This is a genomic window from Nostoc sp. 'Peltigera membranacea cyanobiont' 213 (assembly GCF_002245975.1).
Classification (GTDB): Bacteria; Cyanobacteriota; Cyanobacteriia; order Cyanobacteriales; family Nostocaceae; genus Nostoc.
Map to the genome: position 1 here is coordinate 43,435 of NZ_NOLI01000034.1, position 16,216 is coordinate 59,650.

Sequence of the window (16,216 nt, forward strand, 5' to 3'; positions counted from 1 at the left end):
ATCTATATGATTTCATCGGCAAAAACTTCTGGTTTGTTATCCCACTGATACCCCTATGGTGAAAAACTCCTTTCATCCAAGCATCTTCACTTGAGGAAAGATAACAATCATAGATTAACCAAGCCTGAAAGTAAAATAAAGTGTTTAGCTAAATCTGATAGAAGCCCCACATTCCAACCGTTCGAGGAGCATTACATTTACGTAGCAGGCGATCGCAGGAGAAGGTGCGTTTGGTAAGTGTGAAGAATGACACATTCCTGCTAGTAAATCACACCAGGGGCTAGGAATCATACCGTAATCTAGAAGTTGTTGATGAATAATTTCTAACTTAATGACTAACAGACGGCAATTTTTAAAAGGGGTGGCAGCACTTTCTAGCTTATCTTTAGCTGGTTGTGGCTGGAGGCTGGCTGAAGTCCGTGCTAATTCTAATACTTCTAGTCAGCGCAACCAACTTTATATTTTTACCTGGACACAATATACTGACCAAAAATTACTGAGAACTTTCAATACCCAAACCGGTATGAAAGTGCTAGCGGATGTGTATGATTCCAATGATGTCATGCTGGCTAAGTTGCAAGCTGGAGGTGGTGGTACTTACAGTATCATCTACCCATCCGATTACATGGTGCAGAAGATGGTAAACAAAGGTTTGTTAACAGAAATAAATCACGATCGCTTAATCGGTTTAGAGAATTTATTCCCCCGGTTCCAGAATCCTAGTTATGACCCCAATAACCGTTACAGTATCCCTTTTAACTGGGGGACAACAGGTTTCCTGTACAATTCCGAAAAAATCAAAGATGTACCACAAGACTGGGATTACCTTTGGCAGAATCAAGAGGAACTTAATCAGAGAATGACCTTGCTTAATGATGTTCGAGAGGTGATGGGTGCGACGTTACGGATGCTAGGTTATTCTTACAACTCCAAAAATGAACAAGAAATCAAACAAGCTTATGAAAAGTTGAAGGTGTTAAAACCTGCGATCGCCCGTTTTGACACCGATGCTTGGCAAAATCAAATTCTGGCAGGAGATTTACTATTGGCAATGTGTTATTCAGCAGATGCAGTGAAAATCTCTCAAGAAAACCCTAAACTCAAATATGTGATTCCTCGCAGTGGTTCTTCATTATGGACAGATACTATTGTAATTCCCAAAGCTTCTCCGAATTTAGATGGAGCCTATGCTTGGATTAACATGATTTTGCAACCAAAAATAGCCGCTCAAATCAGTAAACGTCTGAGTGTTTCTACACCTAATAAGGCGGGATTTGAGCAATTGCCAAAAATCATCCAAAATAATGGTAATTTATTTCCCTCAGAGTCGCTTTTAGCAAATTGCGAACGTGTTACTCCTGTAGGAGACTTTGAAGAGGTTTACGATCGCTATTGGACTCAACTAACTAGCAGCTAAAATAGTTAGGAGTTAGGAGTTATGAGTGAGAAATTACAAGTGATGAATGTTGAAAAAAATGATATTTCCCAAGTAGAAGAATTGCATTCCCTGCCAGGGAAGTGGCTGCAACCTTTGATATTACTTGCACCATCAGGGATTTGGTTATTGCTTTTGTTGGTGTTGCCAACTTTGATAATTTTCGAGTTAAGTTTAGTTGCAGATATCCGGCCGGGAGATTTGGTTAACCCTAACGGATTTCAAAACTACATCCGAATATTCGATCCGCTTTATATACAAGTGATTGTGCGATCGCTATTCTTTGCGTTTGGTACCACCATAATTTGTTTAATTTTGGGCTTCCCCGTCGCCTATTGGATTGCTCAAATAGCGCCGCAACGTTGGCGAAATTTGCTGCTATTAGGCTTTGTTTTGCCTTTGTGGACTTCCTCGTTACTCCGCTCTTATGCTTGGATTACAATTCTTCGCCCTACTGGTTTATTGAACAGTTTACTCAGCACTTTCGGTTTACCTACCTTGCAATTACTTAATCAGAGTCAAGCTGTATTTATTGGTATGAGTTATAGCTTGTTACCCTATATGGTTTTGATTTTATATGCTTCTCTCGAAAAACTAGATAAGCGGTTGCTAGAAGCGGCGGCTGATTTAGGTGCAAATCCAGTGGAAACTTTTTGCCAAGTAACCGTACCGCAAATTTTGCCTGGAATTGCGGCAGCTTCTATGCTTGTATTCATCACAGGCTTGGGGGATTTTGTCGATCCAGAATTACTTGGTGGTGCTTCTAGTATGACGGCGGCGCGCTTAATTTATAACCAGTTTCTGGGAGCAACCCAAAATTGGGGATTTGGTTCAGCTTTAAGTATGACGTTAATTTTGCTTGTTAGTATTGCGATCGCACTTTTAATTAAGTTTGGCGAACCTGAAGCCAAACACTAACTTTTCGTCACTCATTTATAATAAGGGCATCAAACGCCAGCGAGACAACGGTTATGCTCTCACCCGATCTCAAAAATGCGTTACCAACGACTGATGAACTCCCATGTTCAGACGATACACCAGTGGATAACGAAGATCAAAACTTTTTGCCCAACATTTTACTATTCTTACTCAACTCCATTTGGGTAAATCGCCTAGATTGGTACTTCGGAGTAGATATGGGAGTATATCACACCACGGGAGTAAATCCCAGAGTACCTGTAGTGCCAGATGCTTTTTTAAGTGTGGGAGTAGAGCGCAAAAAGGGAGGCAAATCACGCAAAAGTTATGCGGTTTGGGAAGAAAATGGGATAGTTCCAATATTCACATTAGAAATGGTATCCCACACCCCCGGAGGTGAATATGAAGAGAAGCTAGATATATACAGAAAACTGGGTGTATTGTACTACGTAATTTATAACCCTGAATTTTGGCGGCGCGACCAACATCAACCCTTTGAGGTGTATAAGTTGATAGATGGAAATTACCAACTACAAATAGGTGAACCTTATTTGATGGCAGAGGTTGGGTTAGGTATTGGGCGACACCAAGCTGTAATTGCCGGGATACAACAGGAATTTTTATGTTGGTATGATGAGCAAGGAAAGCGTTATTTGACAGATGGAGAACAGGCACAACAGGAGCGACAAAGGGCTGAACAGTTAGCGCAGTATTTACGTTCTATAGGTGTAGATCCAAATAATCTACCTGGTAATTAAGGCGATCGCGTCCCAAGGGTTGATACACTTTATCGGTACACCATGCCTCTCTCCCCACAGATAACTTCCCGATAGCACCCAACTAAAATTAATCTTAATTTTAATGATTTGTCACCATGAGTAAATGGTTTAAATCATCTGCATTACTGTTCATTAGACCCTTAATTGTAGAAAGAAACTCATTTTCTAAGTAAGGCTTGGTTAAATAAGCCTTTGCACCCAATTCTTGAGCAAGCTGGCGATGTTTTTCAGCGCTACGAGAAGTGAGAATTACTACAGGGATTTTTGCTAATTTGGGGTATTGACGGAAATTGCCTAACAACTCAAAACCATTCATTCGTGGCATCTCTAAATCGGAGACGACGACTTGAATTTCTGGATGTAACTGCAACTTTTCTAGAGCTTCTACACCATTTTGAGCTTGTATTACTTGATAGCCAGATTTTTGTAGAGTAAGAGAGATAGTTTGGCGCAGACTAATCGCATCATCTACTACTAAAACAACTTTTGGTAATTTATTCTCTGATTCATGAGAATAACTGGGTTCAGTTTCTATAGTTGTTGTGGAAATAGATGCAGGAAGTAATGGTGTAGATGCAAAAGTGTCCCCCGATATCGCCAAGGCTTTTTTATTTGAGGGAGAAGCAATTGGTCGCGCCATGATATCAAGTGTTGTTTGTTGGAGCCTGTTAGACTCTAGCAACAGGGAAGCATCAATCACTAAGATGAGATTACCATTAGGTAAACTACTACAGCCATAAATATATTTTGGCTGTACGATCGCATTTCCTAAAGGTCTGATTACCAGTTCTTGTTCACCAATGATTTGGTCAACTTCCAAAGCAAACATTCCTTGATTTCGTCGGAGCAAAAGCACCGGATTTTTCGCTATGCTTGGGTCGTCAGTATTTGATGTGTTGTATGAAGCAGGACTATTCAAGGATGAGTCATTATAATTAATCAATTTTGAAAGTTGACGGAGACTAACCATAGTCTCATCATTGTCTGTGTTCCAATGCAAGACTTTTTGCCCTTCAATTTCTTTAATCTGCTGCTCGGAGGGAATCAATATTTTTTCGATACTGTCCAAAAGAAGGGCATAAATAACACCTTTGGCTTGAACTAGCATTAATTTTTCTGTAGTCATAGAAAAAGGAATTTTGAGCATGAATATTGTTCCTTGGTTGGGTAAGGATTGTACTGAAATTGAGCCATTAAGTGCATTCATCTGAGTCCGAACAATATCCAACCCCATACCGCGCCCAGAGATTTCAGTCACTTTATTAGCAGTAGAAAATCCAGGCGAAAATATCATATCTAAAAGTTCAGGTTCGGCCAGATTAGAAGCATAACTGTTGCTTTTTTCTTCAGTTTGTATGGGATAGAATTCAGCAGCTTTTCTGCGAATTCTTTCTAAATTCAATCCCTGACCATCATCCCGAACTTCGATAACAGTTTGGCTACCCTGATGATAAGCGCGGATTTCGATTAACCCTTGTTCTGGTTTACCAAGCTCCCGGCGAAGTTGCGGAGCTTCAATCCCGTGGTCAAAAGCATTACGTACTAAATGTAACAAGGGATCGTACAGCTTTTCTGCGATCGCTTTATCTACTAGTACTTCAGTACCAGTTAGCTTCAATTCTACAAGTTTGTCATAAACATTCCCAAACTTATTTACCATGTGGGGGAAACGATTTAAGATATTGCCCAAAGGCAACATTCGTGCTTCTACTAAGCTCTCTATAATATTAAGAGTTAAATTCTCTTGTTTGTTACTAATTTGAGCAGCTTGCGTCACGAGCAATTCAAGAGATTCTGTAGTTTCTTGTAGTTGCAGTGTCTCTTCTATTGCTTCATGCAATGTCATGTGAAATTCTGTATATACATCCATTTCTAAAGAGTCAAATTTTACCGCAAAATTTTGCGTTTGTTGTGAGGCAATATTTGGTATTTGTAACGGTAAATCGCGTAATTCATTTAAAGTTATTTGATGTCTAGTGATTTGCCGGATTAATTGCTCAATGATTTCTTGGACTTGTTCATCTTGCAAACTACGCCGTTTTTGATAAATTAGCAATTCTCCGGCTAGATAATTTAGATGTTGCAGCCTCTCTGTATCTACTCGAATAAATGAAGGCTGACGAAAATTTTTAGTTTGAACATACTGTGATTTATCTTCTATTTCTTTGTTTATTTGTGTAGCTAAATCAGGCATGACTTCAATAGCTGTTTCAGGAACATCTATAGCTACCTGCTCCTTGACAGTTAATAAATCAAGCTTTTCTGGAGAATGTTCAGTTGGAGTAGTAACCACTTGCTCTGTCAAATTTTGGCTAGCTTCTTCTCCCCATATTGCCTCTAGGAGGTTATCAGTTGTTTGAGAAGAGACAGATTGGGGTATTTCTTTAATAGCTAACAGTGATTGTAACCTGGGACTATCAAGCCAATTTATCTCTTTACTAGTAACAGGAGGATAATTTTTATATTCTTTTGCTAATAGGTGAATTCGGTTCTGTAATATTTTTATTACTGCAAGATAACCATCAAGCTTTTTGATAGAGTACTTGAATTTTGTTACTGCAAATAAGATAATCAAAACGATCCCATTTCGATAAATATAAAGACTTTTGCTATCCTCCTCATCTTGGATATAATCAAGAAAGTTTTTCAGCCAATTTTCAATGTAATCAAGTAAATAATCTCTTTCTAAGCTAGGAATTAGTAAGTCCAAATGAAGGTCTTTCTCTGGTATTTGCCTCTCGTGATTAAACCAGCCAAAAATGTAGCGAATTACTTTTAAATAAAATTTAGCAGTTATTGGCTTTACAGATTCGTTTTTATTATTATCAGATGTAGTAAGAAACTGGTAAAATTGTTCTTCATCGAATGTATCAGTAGATAAATTATTTTGCCATTCTCCAGATAACTCATTATCTGCGACCATCGTCAGTTTTCGTAAAGCTGGAGAAGTTTCTCCGCCAGATGTGCGATCGCCTTCTAATACCAATTTTTGTGATTGCTGTAAATCTGCAAGGGCAATTTCTGCAATTTGCTGTACCTGAGTGGGATTTGCTTGCAGAGCCAATAGAATTGTTTGAGAAATTTCTCCTAATCCAGGTAAGTTTAGAGATTCTGCTAAACCAAGAAAAACTTCAGCTTGAGAGTGTAATAATTCGATAAAATCGTCATTATTTGGGGGATTGTTAACAGCTTCAGCAATACTATTTAGACGTTGTTCTACTCCAACTTCAAAAACTGACTGCACAATATCAAACCCCAATTCCTCAGAAGTTGGAATATGAGCCTCATCACCAAATGCATCACCTAGCTTTTCTTGTAATTGTGCAAACACTGAAGTTGTTCGATGAAGTAGTTCTTCATCATTAACAGTACTGCCTATTAGCTCAGTATTTAATGCTATGCTAAGACACTCGTAAGCTTGTAGTAGAAGTGTTTGTAATTCAGCATCAACTTCCACTTTAGGATTATATAGAGCTTTGAATACATCTTCTAAAAAATGGGCTATCATCTTAATTACCTCTAGCCCAACATTAGCAGCACCACCTTTAAGCGTATGAGTAGCCCGCATTAAGTTATGAACTTTAGCAATACTATAGTCTTCTGATAAACTAAATAGTTCTTGCTCAATAATTTGTATTAATTCCGGGGCTTCAGCTAGAAAATAGATGTATCCTTGTTCGCGAATTGCAGCGTCGGTAATCATAGTTAGGAGTTTGGAGTTAGGGGTTGGGAGTTGGGAGTTAAGGGTTGGGAGTTGGGAGTTAGGAGTTGATCGACCAATTGATTTTTCAGTTGTCTTGACTATTCAACTCAAAATCAGAATGATCTCGTCTGCATAGCTTATCAAACAAATACTTTTTCTCCATAATCTATATCTCCTAACTCCTAACTCCTAACTATTTTTCATTTGACTTTAAACTTGCTAGCAGTTGTTAATAAATCTTGCGCCATCCCTGATAAATCTTGAAATACAGTGGCAATTTCTTGAGACTCAGCAAAAGTCTTATTAGCAATTTCTGCTACATCTTGCATTGATTTTGTTACTGTTACAGATTGCGTCATTTGCTTTTGAGTCGCTGCGGTAATTCGCTCAATTAGTTGACTAATTTCGGCAGTTGCAGAAACGATCGCATTTAAGTTTTGGCGAGTCTCACTAACTAGATTTGTGCCTTCTACTACCTGCTGAATACCAGTTTCCATCGCTACTGCAACTTCTCCGGTTTCTGCTTGAATATCCTGGACTAATTTTTCTATTTCGATGGTTGCTGCTGCTGACTGGCGAGATAAAGAACGGACTTCATCAGCTACAACTGCAAAGCCTTTGCCATATTCACCGGCACGGGTGGCTTCAATGGCTGCATTCAAAGCCAGCACGTTTGTCTGTGTGGCAAAATTACCAATCAAATTCACCACTTTGGAGATTTTTTGCGAAGATTCACTGAGGCGTTTAATCTTTTTACTGGTTTGAGCAACGGTTTCGCGAATTCCTTGGATTGCTTGTACAGTCAGATTCATCGCGGTATCACCAGACTCTACAGTTTGGTTAGCCTGTTTTACTGCTAGTTGCACTAACTCAGCATTCGCTACCACAGCTTGAGTAGAGTCCACCATCTGTTGAATTTCACCTAATGCTGCGGTAATTTCCTCAGATTGTTGTTGCGCCAGATTAGTCAGTCCTGCTAGTGAAGACTCGCTATTGGTAGAAGTTTGGGCAACTTGTTGAGCAGCCCCTTGTACTTGAAGAACTATTTGCCGCAGTGCTTGCAGAGTATTATTATAAGCATCGGCGATCGTACCTAGTTCGTCTTCTGTTATGGGTGCGCGTACTGTTAAATCACCGTTAAGTGCAGGTCTAAGGGCTGTTAGGAGTTGAATAGATCGTTGTTGTAGTAACTCCTTGGCTGCCTTTTCTCGTGCTGCTGCTTCTGATAATTTTGCTGACTGCGCCTGTACTTGTTGCAAATATTCGGTATGTTGTAATGCCAATCCTAATTGATTGCCAATGCGTGCTAACAAGGTGACTTCTGATTCTTCCCAATCACGAGTTTCAGAGTTTTGATAAGCTGCCAGCAATCCCCACAATTGCTCCCCAGCAAATACAGGAACAATTACATAAGCTTTGACTTCAAATTGCTCTAAAATTTCAATGTGGCAAGGAGAATGACCTACCTGATAGATGTCATTTACAACAAAGCTTTCAGCCTGGGCATATCGACCTCCTTGAGTTTCTTGCAAGTGGGTATCTTCCCAGACAGTTTTGATATCGGGGCCTACTAGTTTTACCCAAGTATGACCTACTGATTCTGCGACAAATTCGCCTGTCCAATCAGGATTGAAGCGGTAGACGGCGACGCGATCGCACCGCAGTAATTGCCGTACTTCTTGAGTGGTTGTTTTAAAGATTTCTTCTACATCTAAAGATTGGCGGATGCGGTTACTAATTTTGGTGACAGCTTTCTCTTGTTCCGCTATCTGAGATAGTTTCTCAGATTTCAACTGCACTAATTCCAAATAATCTATCTGCGATTTAGCTAGGCTAAATTGCAAGCTAGTCTGAACCAAAAAGTTCACTTCCCAGGTTTGCCATTCACGAGGGCTAGAATTTTGATAAGCTGCCAGCAATCCCCACAGTTTATCCCCGAAGAATATAGGAACAATTATGTAAGCTTTGGCTTCAAACTGCTCTAAAATCTCAATATGACAGGGAGCAAGCCCTACTTTATAGATGTCATTAACGATAAAGTTTTCACCTCTGACATATCTACCTCCCTTGGTTTCTTGCAAGTAGGTATCATCCAAAACGGTTTTAATATCAGGGCCTACCAGTTTTGTCCAACCACTACCCACAGACTCAGCCATAAATACGCCACCCCAGTCAGGGTTAAAGCGATAGACGGCGACGCGATCGCATCGTAGTGATTGACGCACTTCTTGAGTAGTTGTTTTGAAGATGCTATCTACATCTAAAGATTGCCGGATGCGGCCTACTATCTTAGTGAAAGCTTTTTCTTGTTCAACTATTTGAGCTAGTTGTTCAGATTTCTCATGCATTTGGTCGAGATATTCGCCTTGTGAGATAGCCACACCAAATTGCAGCCCAATTTGAGTCACAAAGCTTTCTTCCCAAGGTTGCCAATCACGAGGCCCAGAATTTTGATAAGCTCCCAGCAAACCCCATAATTTCTCTCCAGAAAATATGGGCGCAATGATGTAAGCTTTCATTTCATACTGCTCTAAAATGTCAATGTGGCATTGAGCATGACCCATTTTATAGATGTCTTTAGCTACATAGCTTTCACCCTTGGCGTAACGTCCTCCTTTGGTGTCTTGTAAATGGGTATCTTCCCACACCATATAAAAATCAGGGCTGACCATTTTTATCCAGCCATTACCCACAGACTCAGCGACAAACTCGCCACTCCAGTCAGCGTTGAAGCGATAAACGCCGACGCGATCGCATTTTAGTAATTGACGTACTTCTTGAGTGGTTGTTTGAAAAATCTTATCGACACTTGATGCTCGGAGAATTTTGTCGATGACTTTAGCTACCGATTTTTTTGCTAGTATTCGCTGTTGTTCTTCTCTTTTGAATTCAAAACTTTGCAATTTGTAGATCAGTTCTGTTGTAATTTGGGATAGGAGACTAATTTCTACTTCTTGCCACTGCCGTGTTGAGTAACAATTATTTACTGCCAGTAATCCCCAGACTTTACCTTCTACTACTATCGGTAAACTCAAACTAGCTTTAATTTGAAATTTATCTAGCAGTTGCTTTTGATAAGGGGTAAGTTGAATCTGATTGATATCATCAATAACTACAGCTTCTATATAGTCTTGATTGGTATATAAGCCAAAAATAATTCCGGGAATATTTTCGCCGAGAGTTGGTGTCCAGCCTAGTGTTCTAGATTCTGCTAAAACATTACCTGAATCAAGGGAAGTAAACTGATAAATTAAGGCGCGATCGCAACCAATCTTTTCTCTAATCTGCGCTACAGTAATTTTGAGGAGTGTATCAATGTCTGGGGCTTGGCGCATGTGAGTTGCGATGTCTTGCAACTGTCGTCTCCAAGTTTTAAATTCTTGAGCGATGGCATTTAACAAAGATATTTCATTGCTAGCAATATTTGCTATATTAGCGTTTCCATTCATATTTTCTACTTCAGGCATTAGATGCTCATTCTCATGGCTATTGTTATACAGAAATGTCATTGAATTAACCTCAAATTTGTTATTGGTAGCACTTGGATATTTGACAATTACAGATGAACTATTATTTGGTTATCAAGGATTAGAAAGTGCCAAAATACTATATCTAATCACTCAGTATTAAAAGTTCAATTATGATTTTTCCACATAGGAGCTTGGATAATCGTAATCGCATCCAAATTGAAAATCATATCCTCGGAATCATTAATAAAGTATCCTTGCAAGAAAGGTGATATTTTAGGATAAAATAATTCGGCACTTGGAGGTTTCATTTGCTGAGTGTCCAGCCCTTCAATATCTATAAGCTGTCTCACCAAAAGCCCCAAATACTTACCATTGTTCTCCAAAACAATTGCCATCATTTTGGAAAGTAAATTTGATCCTTGCGAAATTGGAGGATAACCTAACATTGCTTCTAAGTCTACTAACCAAAGCATCTCACCGCGCCAGTTATAGATACCCAACACGCAGCTAGGCATCTGAGGAACGCCACATATTTCTGGCAATGATACTTGCAAAACTTCTGTGATGTGTTGTAACGAAATTACGGCTGTATCCCTGATTCCCAAATTAAAACTTAAAAACTTTTCCTTGGTTTCCAAAGTTATCGATCCTTTGTCCTTGATGATTTATCTTTAGCCACTATTTGCAGTTATACTTTAATTTTCATGATGATTCTAAATTAGAAACAGTGACTTTTTTGAGTATTTATCTACTAAGTTACTACTTATTAATTAGTTGCTTTACAATTACTACTAATTCGTCTCTGTCAATTGGTTTTGATAGATAACCTTCAGCACCCAACATATTACCCCAAATTTTATCTACATCGCTATTTTTTGTAGAACAGAAAACCACAGGTATTTTGCTAGTGATGGGGTTATTTTTTAGCTCTCGACAAATCTCAAAGCCACTTTTACCTGGCAAGATTACGTCGAGAAATATTAGGTCTGGCTTATTTTTATCTATTTTGTCTTGAGCCTCTTCACTGCTTGTGGCGCTAATCACAGAATAACCTGCCTGTTGTAAGTAACGGCTGATTATCTCCATATCTGTTAAGCCATCTTCAACAACTAAAACAGTATTCATGGTAATTACCTTTTATTTTTAAGAATGTAAACAAATTAGATATACAAATCCTAACTGATTACTGAACAAAGACATGGAAAGGACTAGAGACTAGACCCTAACGCCTTTTTTATAACCAATATTTATTTCACAATTCAAATAGAATTGCTAGAAATACAAAAAATTGTATTTGTCTAATTTTGATTCAATCTTTATGTATTAACCTCAGAAGAAGTACGTAATGAAGAGAGCCAAATATATATATTTGTGAATACAAAATGATTTTATCAATAAATAATCAAGAAATTATTCGTTATACAGCAAATTGCAATCAATCGTGCCACAGACGGAAATAATCAAAGCCAGTGATATAATTCATTATGCGATTTATTTTGTGGCGGGTTTGGTTGAAAACTGCTGTAAGTCAGGAGTAATTTTTTAGCATTAGTAGATAAATAAGTATATTCTATACATCCACTAAATAAATTGTTTATCAGGTATAAAAAATTAGGTAGCTTTAAGACTGCTACCTAATTTTTGATGAATTATGATTTCTTATTTATTACCCCAGTAATTTTATGTTTATTGAGGCGGCAAACATACCTTGTAAGGATTTTTTATGGCTGTTTGTGACAGTAGGTTAATGCTGAGAAATTAAATTTTTAAGCTCATCAGATTCGCTGATGATTAATTTCAATAAAAATGATTAATTCTCCCTAATTACATACCAGAGAAGTTCGCGTTTCTAAGCATGGCTTCCTCCTGCCTCCTGCCTCCTGCCTCCTGCCTCCTGCCTCCTGCCTCCTGCCTCCTGAAAAACATCGACTTTAGCTTTACTCTTCTCAATGGGGACACTCGATGTAGGTAAATACTTACGTACTATACTCATTACCTTGTCAGCCACTACGGGTTTAGTAATAAAATCTGTAGAACCGACTACCTTCGCACGAACTCGATCTAAAAGACCATCACTGCCTGTTAATATAATCACTGGTGTATTGGCAAAGGCAGATATTCGCCGCAGTTGAGTACAGATTTCGTAACCACTAGCGACTGGCATAATCAAATCTAAGAAAATCAGGTCTGGTTTATCTTGAATAAGGGTTGGGAGAGCTTGTACAGCATCTTGAATCTTCATAAACCTTAATCCATTGGAAGTGATAATATCCTCTAGCATTTTACAGACTTGAGGGCTATCATCCACACAGGCTACTAGCGGAGCATTTGGTTTCTTTGGTTGTGCAGTGACAGGCTTATTATTGACCTCAGTCACGACTAAAGGCACTAAGGGCGTGTCGGGTACTTCCACCAATTCGATGATTCCTTTAAGGATATAGGGAAGCAACGAACGGGTGAGCGGTAGTACACTTTGCTTCATTTTCACGGCTAAATCTCGCAAAGTTAATTTGCCGTTGATTAAACTCACAAAGTTTTTGTAGACAGACGGACTTACCATCTGCTGAAGTTGTTCTGGTCGCCGCAGAACTGGTGCTAAGTCAGGAGAAAAATTTGCTAAACCAGCTTCTGACCAAGTTTTCCACGAGTCTTGCATGTGCCTTACAGACATTTCTGCACTCGTGAAGCTTATTGGTGTTTCTAAGATAACTTCTTGGTTGCGATTGCAACTTATAGAAGCAAAATTTCCTTGTAGAGCTAGGTCAAATAATAGTTCTGCTATGGTGTTTTCGGCAATACACTGAATCTGTTCTCTCTGAATTTTCTGTTTTTTATGAAAGATTTCTAGAAGACGGTAATCCCAGTAATCCATTGATATGTCTTGCGAACGCAACAGCAATTTATCAACCTCAATCTGAGGACAATTTTGAGCCATCTGTCTGCGCCAGCGCCGGAAGGGATGAGTTCCACCTGTTGCCCAAACTATCCGTCCTAGTCGATAGTAAAAAGTCCATTGGCTACCTTTTGAACTTTTAATATTTAATCTCCCATTATATTGTAATTGAGTACAAGTTTTAAATTCATTAACCAGGTTATTTGAAAGAATAAGTTCCGAGTGGGTCATACTTTGTTCCTTGTATTAAAAAGCCAGTTATTGAAAAACCAACACTAGCTATATAGTGGTCAGCAGACACCTCAAAAAGTGGAAATACATTTGATATATAGCGGTTTAAATCAAGTTTATTAAAATCAAGGGCGATCGGAAAAGAGCAAATATCTTGCTAGTCCATAAGTCCTATAGCATAAAGTTTATTATCAATAGGCTTTATAACTCAAATATATTGCTATAGCCCACATCATTTAAGATGCATTCAGTATTGATATATCATTTTAATAATTTCCATACGGAATTATATCCGTATAAGTTCTGAATTTCTGTTTACAAAAAGATTAGCAGTTTCTAGATATTTTTGCTTTAGTTATTGAATGTTAAAAATATTTATCTAACTTTACATTTATTAATACACATCAATTTTAATTTTAGTGAGCTTTCTAGGAAATATTATACTAAAAAAAGGTGTGCTACTCAGGCAAGTAGCAGCCACCTATAGAGTATTTATTGAAGAAAACTTCTTTAAGGTTGATTGTGGTTTTGATAGCTCATAACAGCTGCTCTAAGATTACTTTGGTGTTCTGAAAGAAGCCGATGACCCTGGTCTTTTTCCAAACCAGTCCAGTGCATCAATAGCGCTAGCTTAACCCATTTCCCACTGCGTTCTAATAAAAAACCAGCAGCTTCTCGACTTAAACCTGTGAGGTCTTGCAAAATTCGCAAAGCGCGATCGCGTAACTTTTGATTTGTTACTGCCACATCCACCATCCGATTGCCGTAAACCTTACCTAGTTTAACCATTACTCCAGTGGAAAGGATATTTAACGCTAACTTAGTGGCTGTACCAGCTTTCAGGCGAGTTGAGCCGGCGATGATTTCTGGCCCTGTCAATAGGCGAATGTCAATATCGGCATCAAAGCTAACTTGTTCAGCCGGAACACAGGCGATAAAAATAGTACTGGCTCCCCGTTGACGAGCAGCGTGAAGGGCACCGTGGACATAAGGCGTTGTGCCACCAGCAGTAATGCCGACGACGACATCTAGCTGGGTAATGTGTCGCCCAGCGATCGCAGCCTCGCCATCTTCAATGCTATCTTCTAAATCTTCCGAACTGCGTACCAGCGCACCCGCACCACCAGCAATAATCCCCTGTACCAACTCTGGGGGCGTACAAAAAGTAGGTGGACATTCAGCAGCATCTAATACCCCTAACCGACCACTTGTGCCTGCACCGATATAAAATAAGCGTCCCCCGTGGCGCAAACGCTCGGCGGTGGTATCAATTGCTTCAGCCAACTGAACTTTCGCCGCCGCAACAGCTGCGACTGCTTTTTGGTCTTCGCTATTAAACAGTTCTACTAATTCCAGAGAATTAAGCTGGTCTAAGTTAAGACTGTTAGAATTTACCATCTCGGTTAAAAGATGCCCGCGTTCTTGCAAGTTTGTCATTTGTCCTTTGTCCGTTGTCTTTTGTCCGTTGTCCTTTGTCATTAGTCAGTTAGCGACCAAATGACCAATGACCAATGACCAATGACCAATGACCAATGACTAATGACTAATGACTAATTACAGCAATCCTTCCAATTTGCGACGCATCTTCTCTAATTCAGAATTAGATAATTCTGATTCTTCTAGTGGCTGTTGATTGAGAGGGAAGGTGTCTTCAACAGTATCCTCCTTCTGGGCATCCGCTTGCCAGTCAGTTTGTTCCACGTTCAGTTCTGGGGGAGTGACGACTAAATTGCTGTTTTCTGGGATTATTTCCCATTCATATCCAGCACTTTCGCAAAATTCCTTGATTTCCTCAGCATCCATTGGCTCTGGTGTCGGTGCGGGAAAATCCTGAGCTTCCAGCATCAGGGCAAAGCGCGTCGCGTCGTCTTCTGACTCGAACATCAGAATTTTATTGCGTTTGCCCTCCCGAATCGTGTGAATCCCCTCATTTTCCGTTCGAGCATTAAAAATCAACACAAAAACACGCATTGGTGTAATCATCTGTCTTTTTTAAGTTCTATTCATATTAAAGTTCTAGGTTGTCCCTCTGCAAAAGTCAAAGGAACAATTTTCACTCTATTCAGATCAGATTTACCTGAAAAGGCCAATATTATGAAGCATAAGTATTGGATGAAGCAAATACCGTAACTCAACCAATGGGGTCTTGGGTTTAGTTGGCGTATCCTGGAAATGGCATACTGAATCAATGTGTCAGTTAATGCTTGTGTGTGCCAGCGACATCCGGCAATTAATACAGTGAAAGCAAATGACTAAATCTCCCAATCAAGATACTCACTCTCCATGCCCTATCCGCAAGCGTCTGTGGTTGCTGGTGTTGAGGCGGGGTAGTATTGCTTTGGGCGGACTTTTACTGTTAGGAGTTATCATTGGTATTTGGCGGTTGTGGACTTTTGTCCAAACAGAGTTAACACCGCTGGCACAACAAAGTCTGACTACTACACTCAATCGTCCGGTAAAACTGGGAAGAGTCACACAATTTTCCTTGATGGGAGTGCAGTTTGGGGCTTCATCTATCCCAGCTACACCCACAGATCCAGATCGGGCTACAGTCGAAACCGTAGAAGTGGGTTTTGACCTGTTACAACTAATTTTTAACCGCCATTTAAAGCTAGATGTTACCTTAGTCAATCCAGATATTTATATTGAACAGGATAACCAAGAGCGCTGGGTTTCCACTAGCATCGCGTCGTCAGGTGAAGGCGGTGCCCTTAAAACCGATTTGGATTACCTGCGGTTTCGCAATGCCAAGCTGGCGTTGATGCCGCAGAAGAGAGTAGAGGAGGC

12 protein-coding genes are annotated in these 16,216 nt (G+C 39.5%); 4 read left to right on the top strand and 8 right to left on the bottom strand.

All coding sequences use genetic code 11. The annotated features are described in order from the left end of the window. Positions 1-144 precede the first annotated feature (144 nt). Positions 145-291: a hypothetical protein gene (locus CDG77_RS36445; protein WP_181154102.1), complete on the bottom strand. Its 147-nt coding sequence runs from the start codon at positions 289-291 to the stop codon at positions 145-147. A gap of 40 nt (positions 292-331) precedes the next feature. Between CDG77_RS36445 and CDG77_RS12300 the strand changes: the two genes are divergently transcribed. From CDG77_RS12300 to CDG77_RS12310, 3 genes are read left to right on the top strand one after another with little or no spacing between them, the layout of a single operon-like run. Continuing rightward, on the top strand, positions 332-1,417 hold the full coding sequence (locus CDG77_RS12300) for an ABC transporter substrate-binding protein (RefSeq protein ID WP_094329648.1): 1,086 nt from the start codon (positions 332-334) through the stop codon (positions 1,415-1,417). A 42-nt stretch (positions 1,418-1,459) separates the two neighbouring features. Further along, on the top strand, positions 1,460-2,353 hold the full coding sequence (locus CDG77_RS12305; protein ID WP_094329659.1) for an ABC transporter permease: 894 nt from the start codon (positions 1,460-1,462) through the stop codon (positions 2,351-2,353). A 53-nt stretch (positions 2,354-2,406) separates the two neighbouring features. Next, the gene (locus tag CDG77_RS12310; RefSeq protein ID WP_094329649.1) at positions 2,407-3,111 is read left to right on the top strand and encodes a Uma2 family endonuclease; all 705 of its coding nucleotides are present in this window, start codon (positions 2,407-2,409) and stop codon (positions 3,109-3,111) included. A 100-nt stretch (positions 3,112-3,211) separates the two neighbouring features. Here the strand turns inward: CDG77_RS12310 and CDG77_RS12315 are convergent, their stop codons facing one another. From CDG77_RS12315 to CDG77_RS12345, 7 genes are all read right to left on the bottom strand, one after another. After that, complete coding sequence (locus CDG77_RS12315; protein WP_094329650.1) at positions 3,212-6,835, bottom strand: hybrid sensor histidine kinase/response regulator; 3,624 nt, start codon at positions 6,833-6,835, stop codon at positions 3,212-3,214. A gap of 200 nt (positions 6,836-7,035) precedes the next feature. After that, positions 7,036-10,344 carry a GAF domain-containing protein gene (locus tag CDG77_RS12320; RefSeq protein ID WP_094329651.1) on the bottom strand — a complete coding sequence of 1,103 codons (3,309 nt, stop codon included), beginning with the start codon at positions 10,342-10,344 and terminating at the stop codon, positions 7,036-7,038. Between the two features lie 125 nt (positions 10,345-10,469). Then, positions 10,470-10,943 (bottom strand): chemotaxis protein CheW, encoded by a 474-nt coding sequence (locus tag CDG77_RS12325; protein ID WP_094329652.1) that lies wholly within the window; start codon positions 10,941-10,943, stop codon positions 10,470-10,472. 121 nt (positions 10,944-11,064) lie between these two features. After that, entirely contained in the window at positions 11,065-11,430 is a 366-nt protein-coding gene (locus CDG77_RS12330; RefSeq protein WP_094329653.1) for a response regulator transcription factor, read from the bottom strand. A 724-nt stretch (positions 11,431-12,154) separates the two neighbouring features. Then, the gene (locus CDG77_RS12335) at positions 12,155-13,429 is read right to left on the bottom strand and encodes a response regulator (protein WP_223269795.1); all 1,275 of its coding nucleotides are present in this window, start codon (positions 13,427-13,429) and stop codon (positions 12,155-12,157) included. A 510-nt stretch (positions 13,430-13,939) separates the two neighbouring features. Beyond that, complete coding sequence (murQ, locus tag CDG77_RS12340) at positions 13,940-14,866, bottom strand: N-acetylmuramic acid 6-phosphate etherase (protein WP_094329654.1); 927 nt, start codon at positions 14,864-14,866, stop codon at positions 13,940-13,942. A 117-nt stretch (positions 14,867-14,983) separates the two neighbouring features. Next, entirely contained in the window at positions 14,984-15,412 is a 429-nt protein-coding gene (locus CDG77_RS12345) for a DUF3110 domain-containing protein (protein ID WP_094329655.1), read from the bottom strand. A gap of 265 nt (positions 15,413-15,677) precedes the next feature. Between CDG77_RS12345 and CDG77_RS12350 the strand changes: the two genes are divergently transcribed. Next, a partial coding sequence (locus tag CDG77_RS12350; RefSeq protein WP_143857013.1) for a hypothetical protein occupies positions 15,678-16,216 on the top strand: 539 nt, incomplete at its 3' end.

Bases quoted from the DNA above. Each gene is read 5' to 3' on its own strand.
- murQ (WP_094329654.1), bottom strand. From the start codon at position 14,866: ATGACAAACTTGCAAGAACGCGGGCATCTTTTAACCGAGATGGTAAAT.
- CDG77_RS12305 (WP_094329659.1), top strand. From the start codon at position 1,460: ATGAATGTTGAAAAAAATGATATTTCCCAAGTAGAAGAATTGCATTCC.
- CDG77_RS36445 (WP_181154102.1), bottom strand. From the start codon at position 291: ATGATTCCTAGCCCCTGGTGTGATTTACTAGCAGGAATGTGTCATTCT.
- CDG77_RS12330 (WP_094329653.1), bottom strand. From the start codon at position 11,430: ATGAATACTGTTTTAGTTGTTGAAGATGGCTTAACAGATATGGAGATA.
- CDG77_RS12335 (WP_223269795.1), bottom strand. From the start codon at position 13,429: ATGACCCACTCGGAACTTATTCTTTCAAATAACCTGGTTAATGAATTT.
- CDG77_RS12315 (WP_094329650.1), bottom strand. From the start codon at position 6,835: ATGATTACCGACGCTGCAATTCGCGAACAAGGATACATCTATTTTCTA.
- CDG77_RS12300 (WP_094329648.1), top strand. From the start codon at position 332: ATGACTAACAGACGGCAATTTTTAAAAGGGGTGGCAGCACTTTCTAGC.
- CDG77_RS12310 (WP_094329649.1), top strand. From the start codon at position 2,407: ATGCTCTCACCCGATCTCAAAAATGCGTTACCAACGACTGATGAACTC.
- CDG77_RS12320 (WP_094329651.1), bottom strand. From the start codon at position 10,344: ATGACATTTCTGTATAACAATAGCCATGAGAATGAGCATCTAATGCCT.
- CDG77_RS12345 (WP_094329655.1), bottom strand. From the start codon at position 15,412: ATGATTACACCAATGCGTGTTTTTGTGTTGATTTTTAATGCTCGAACG.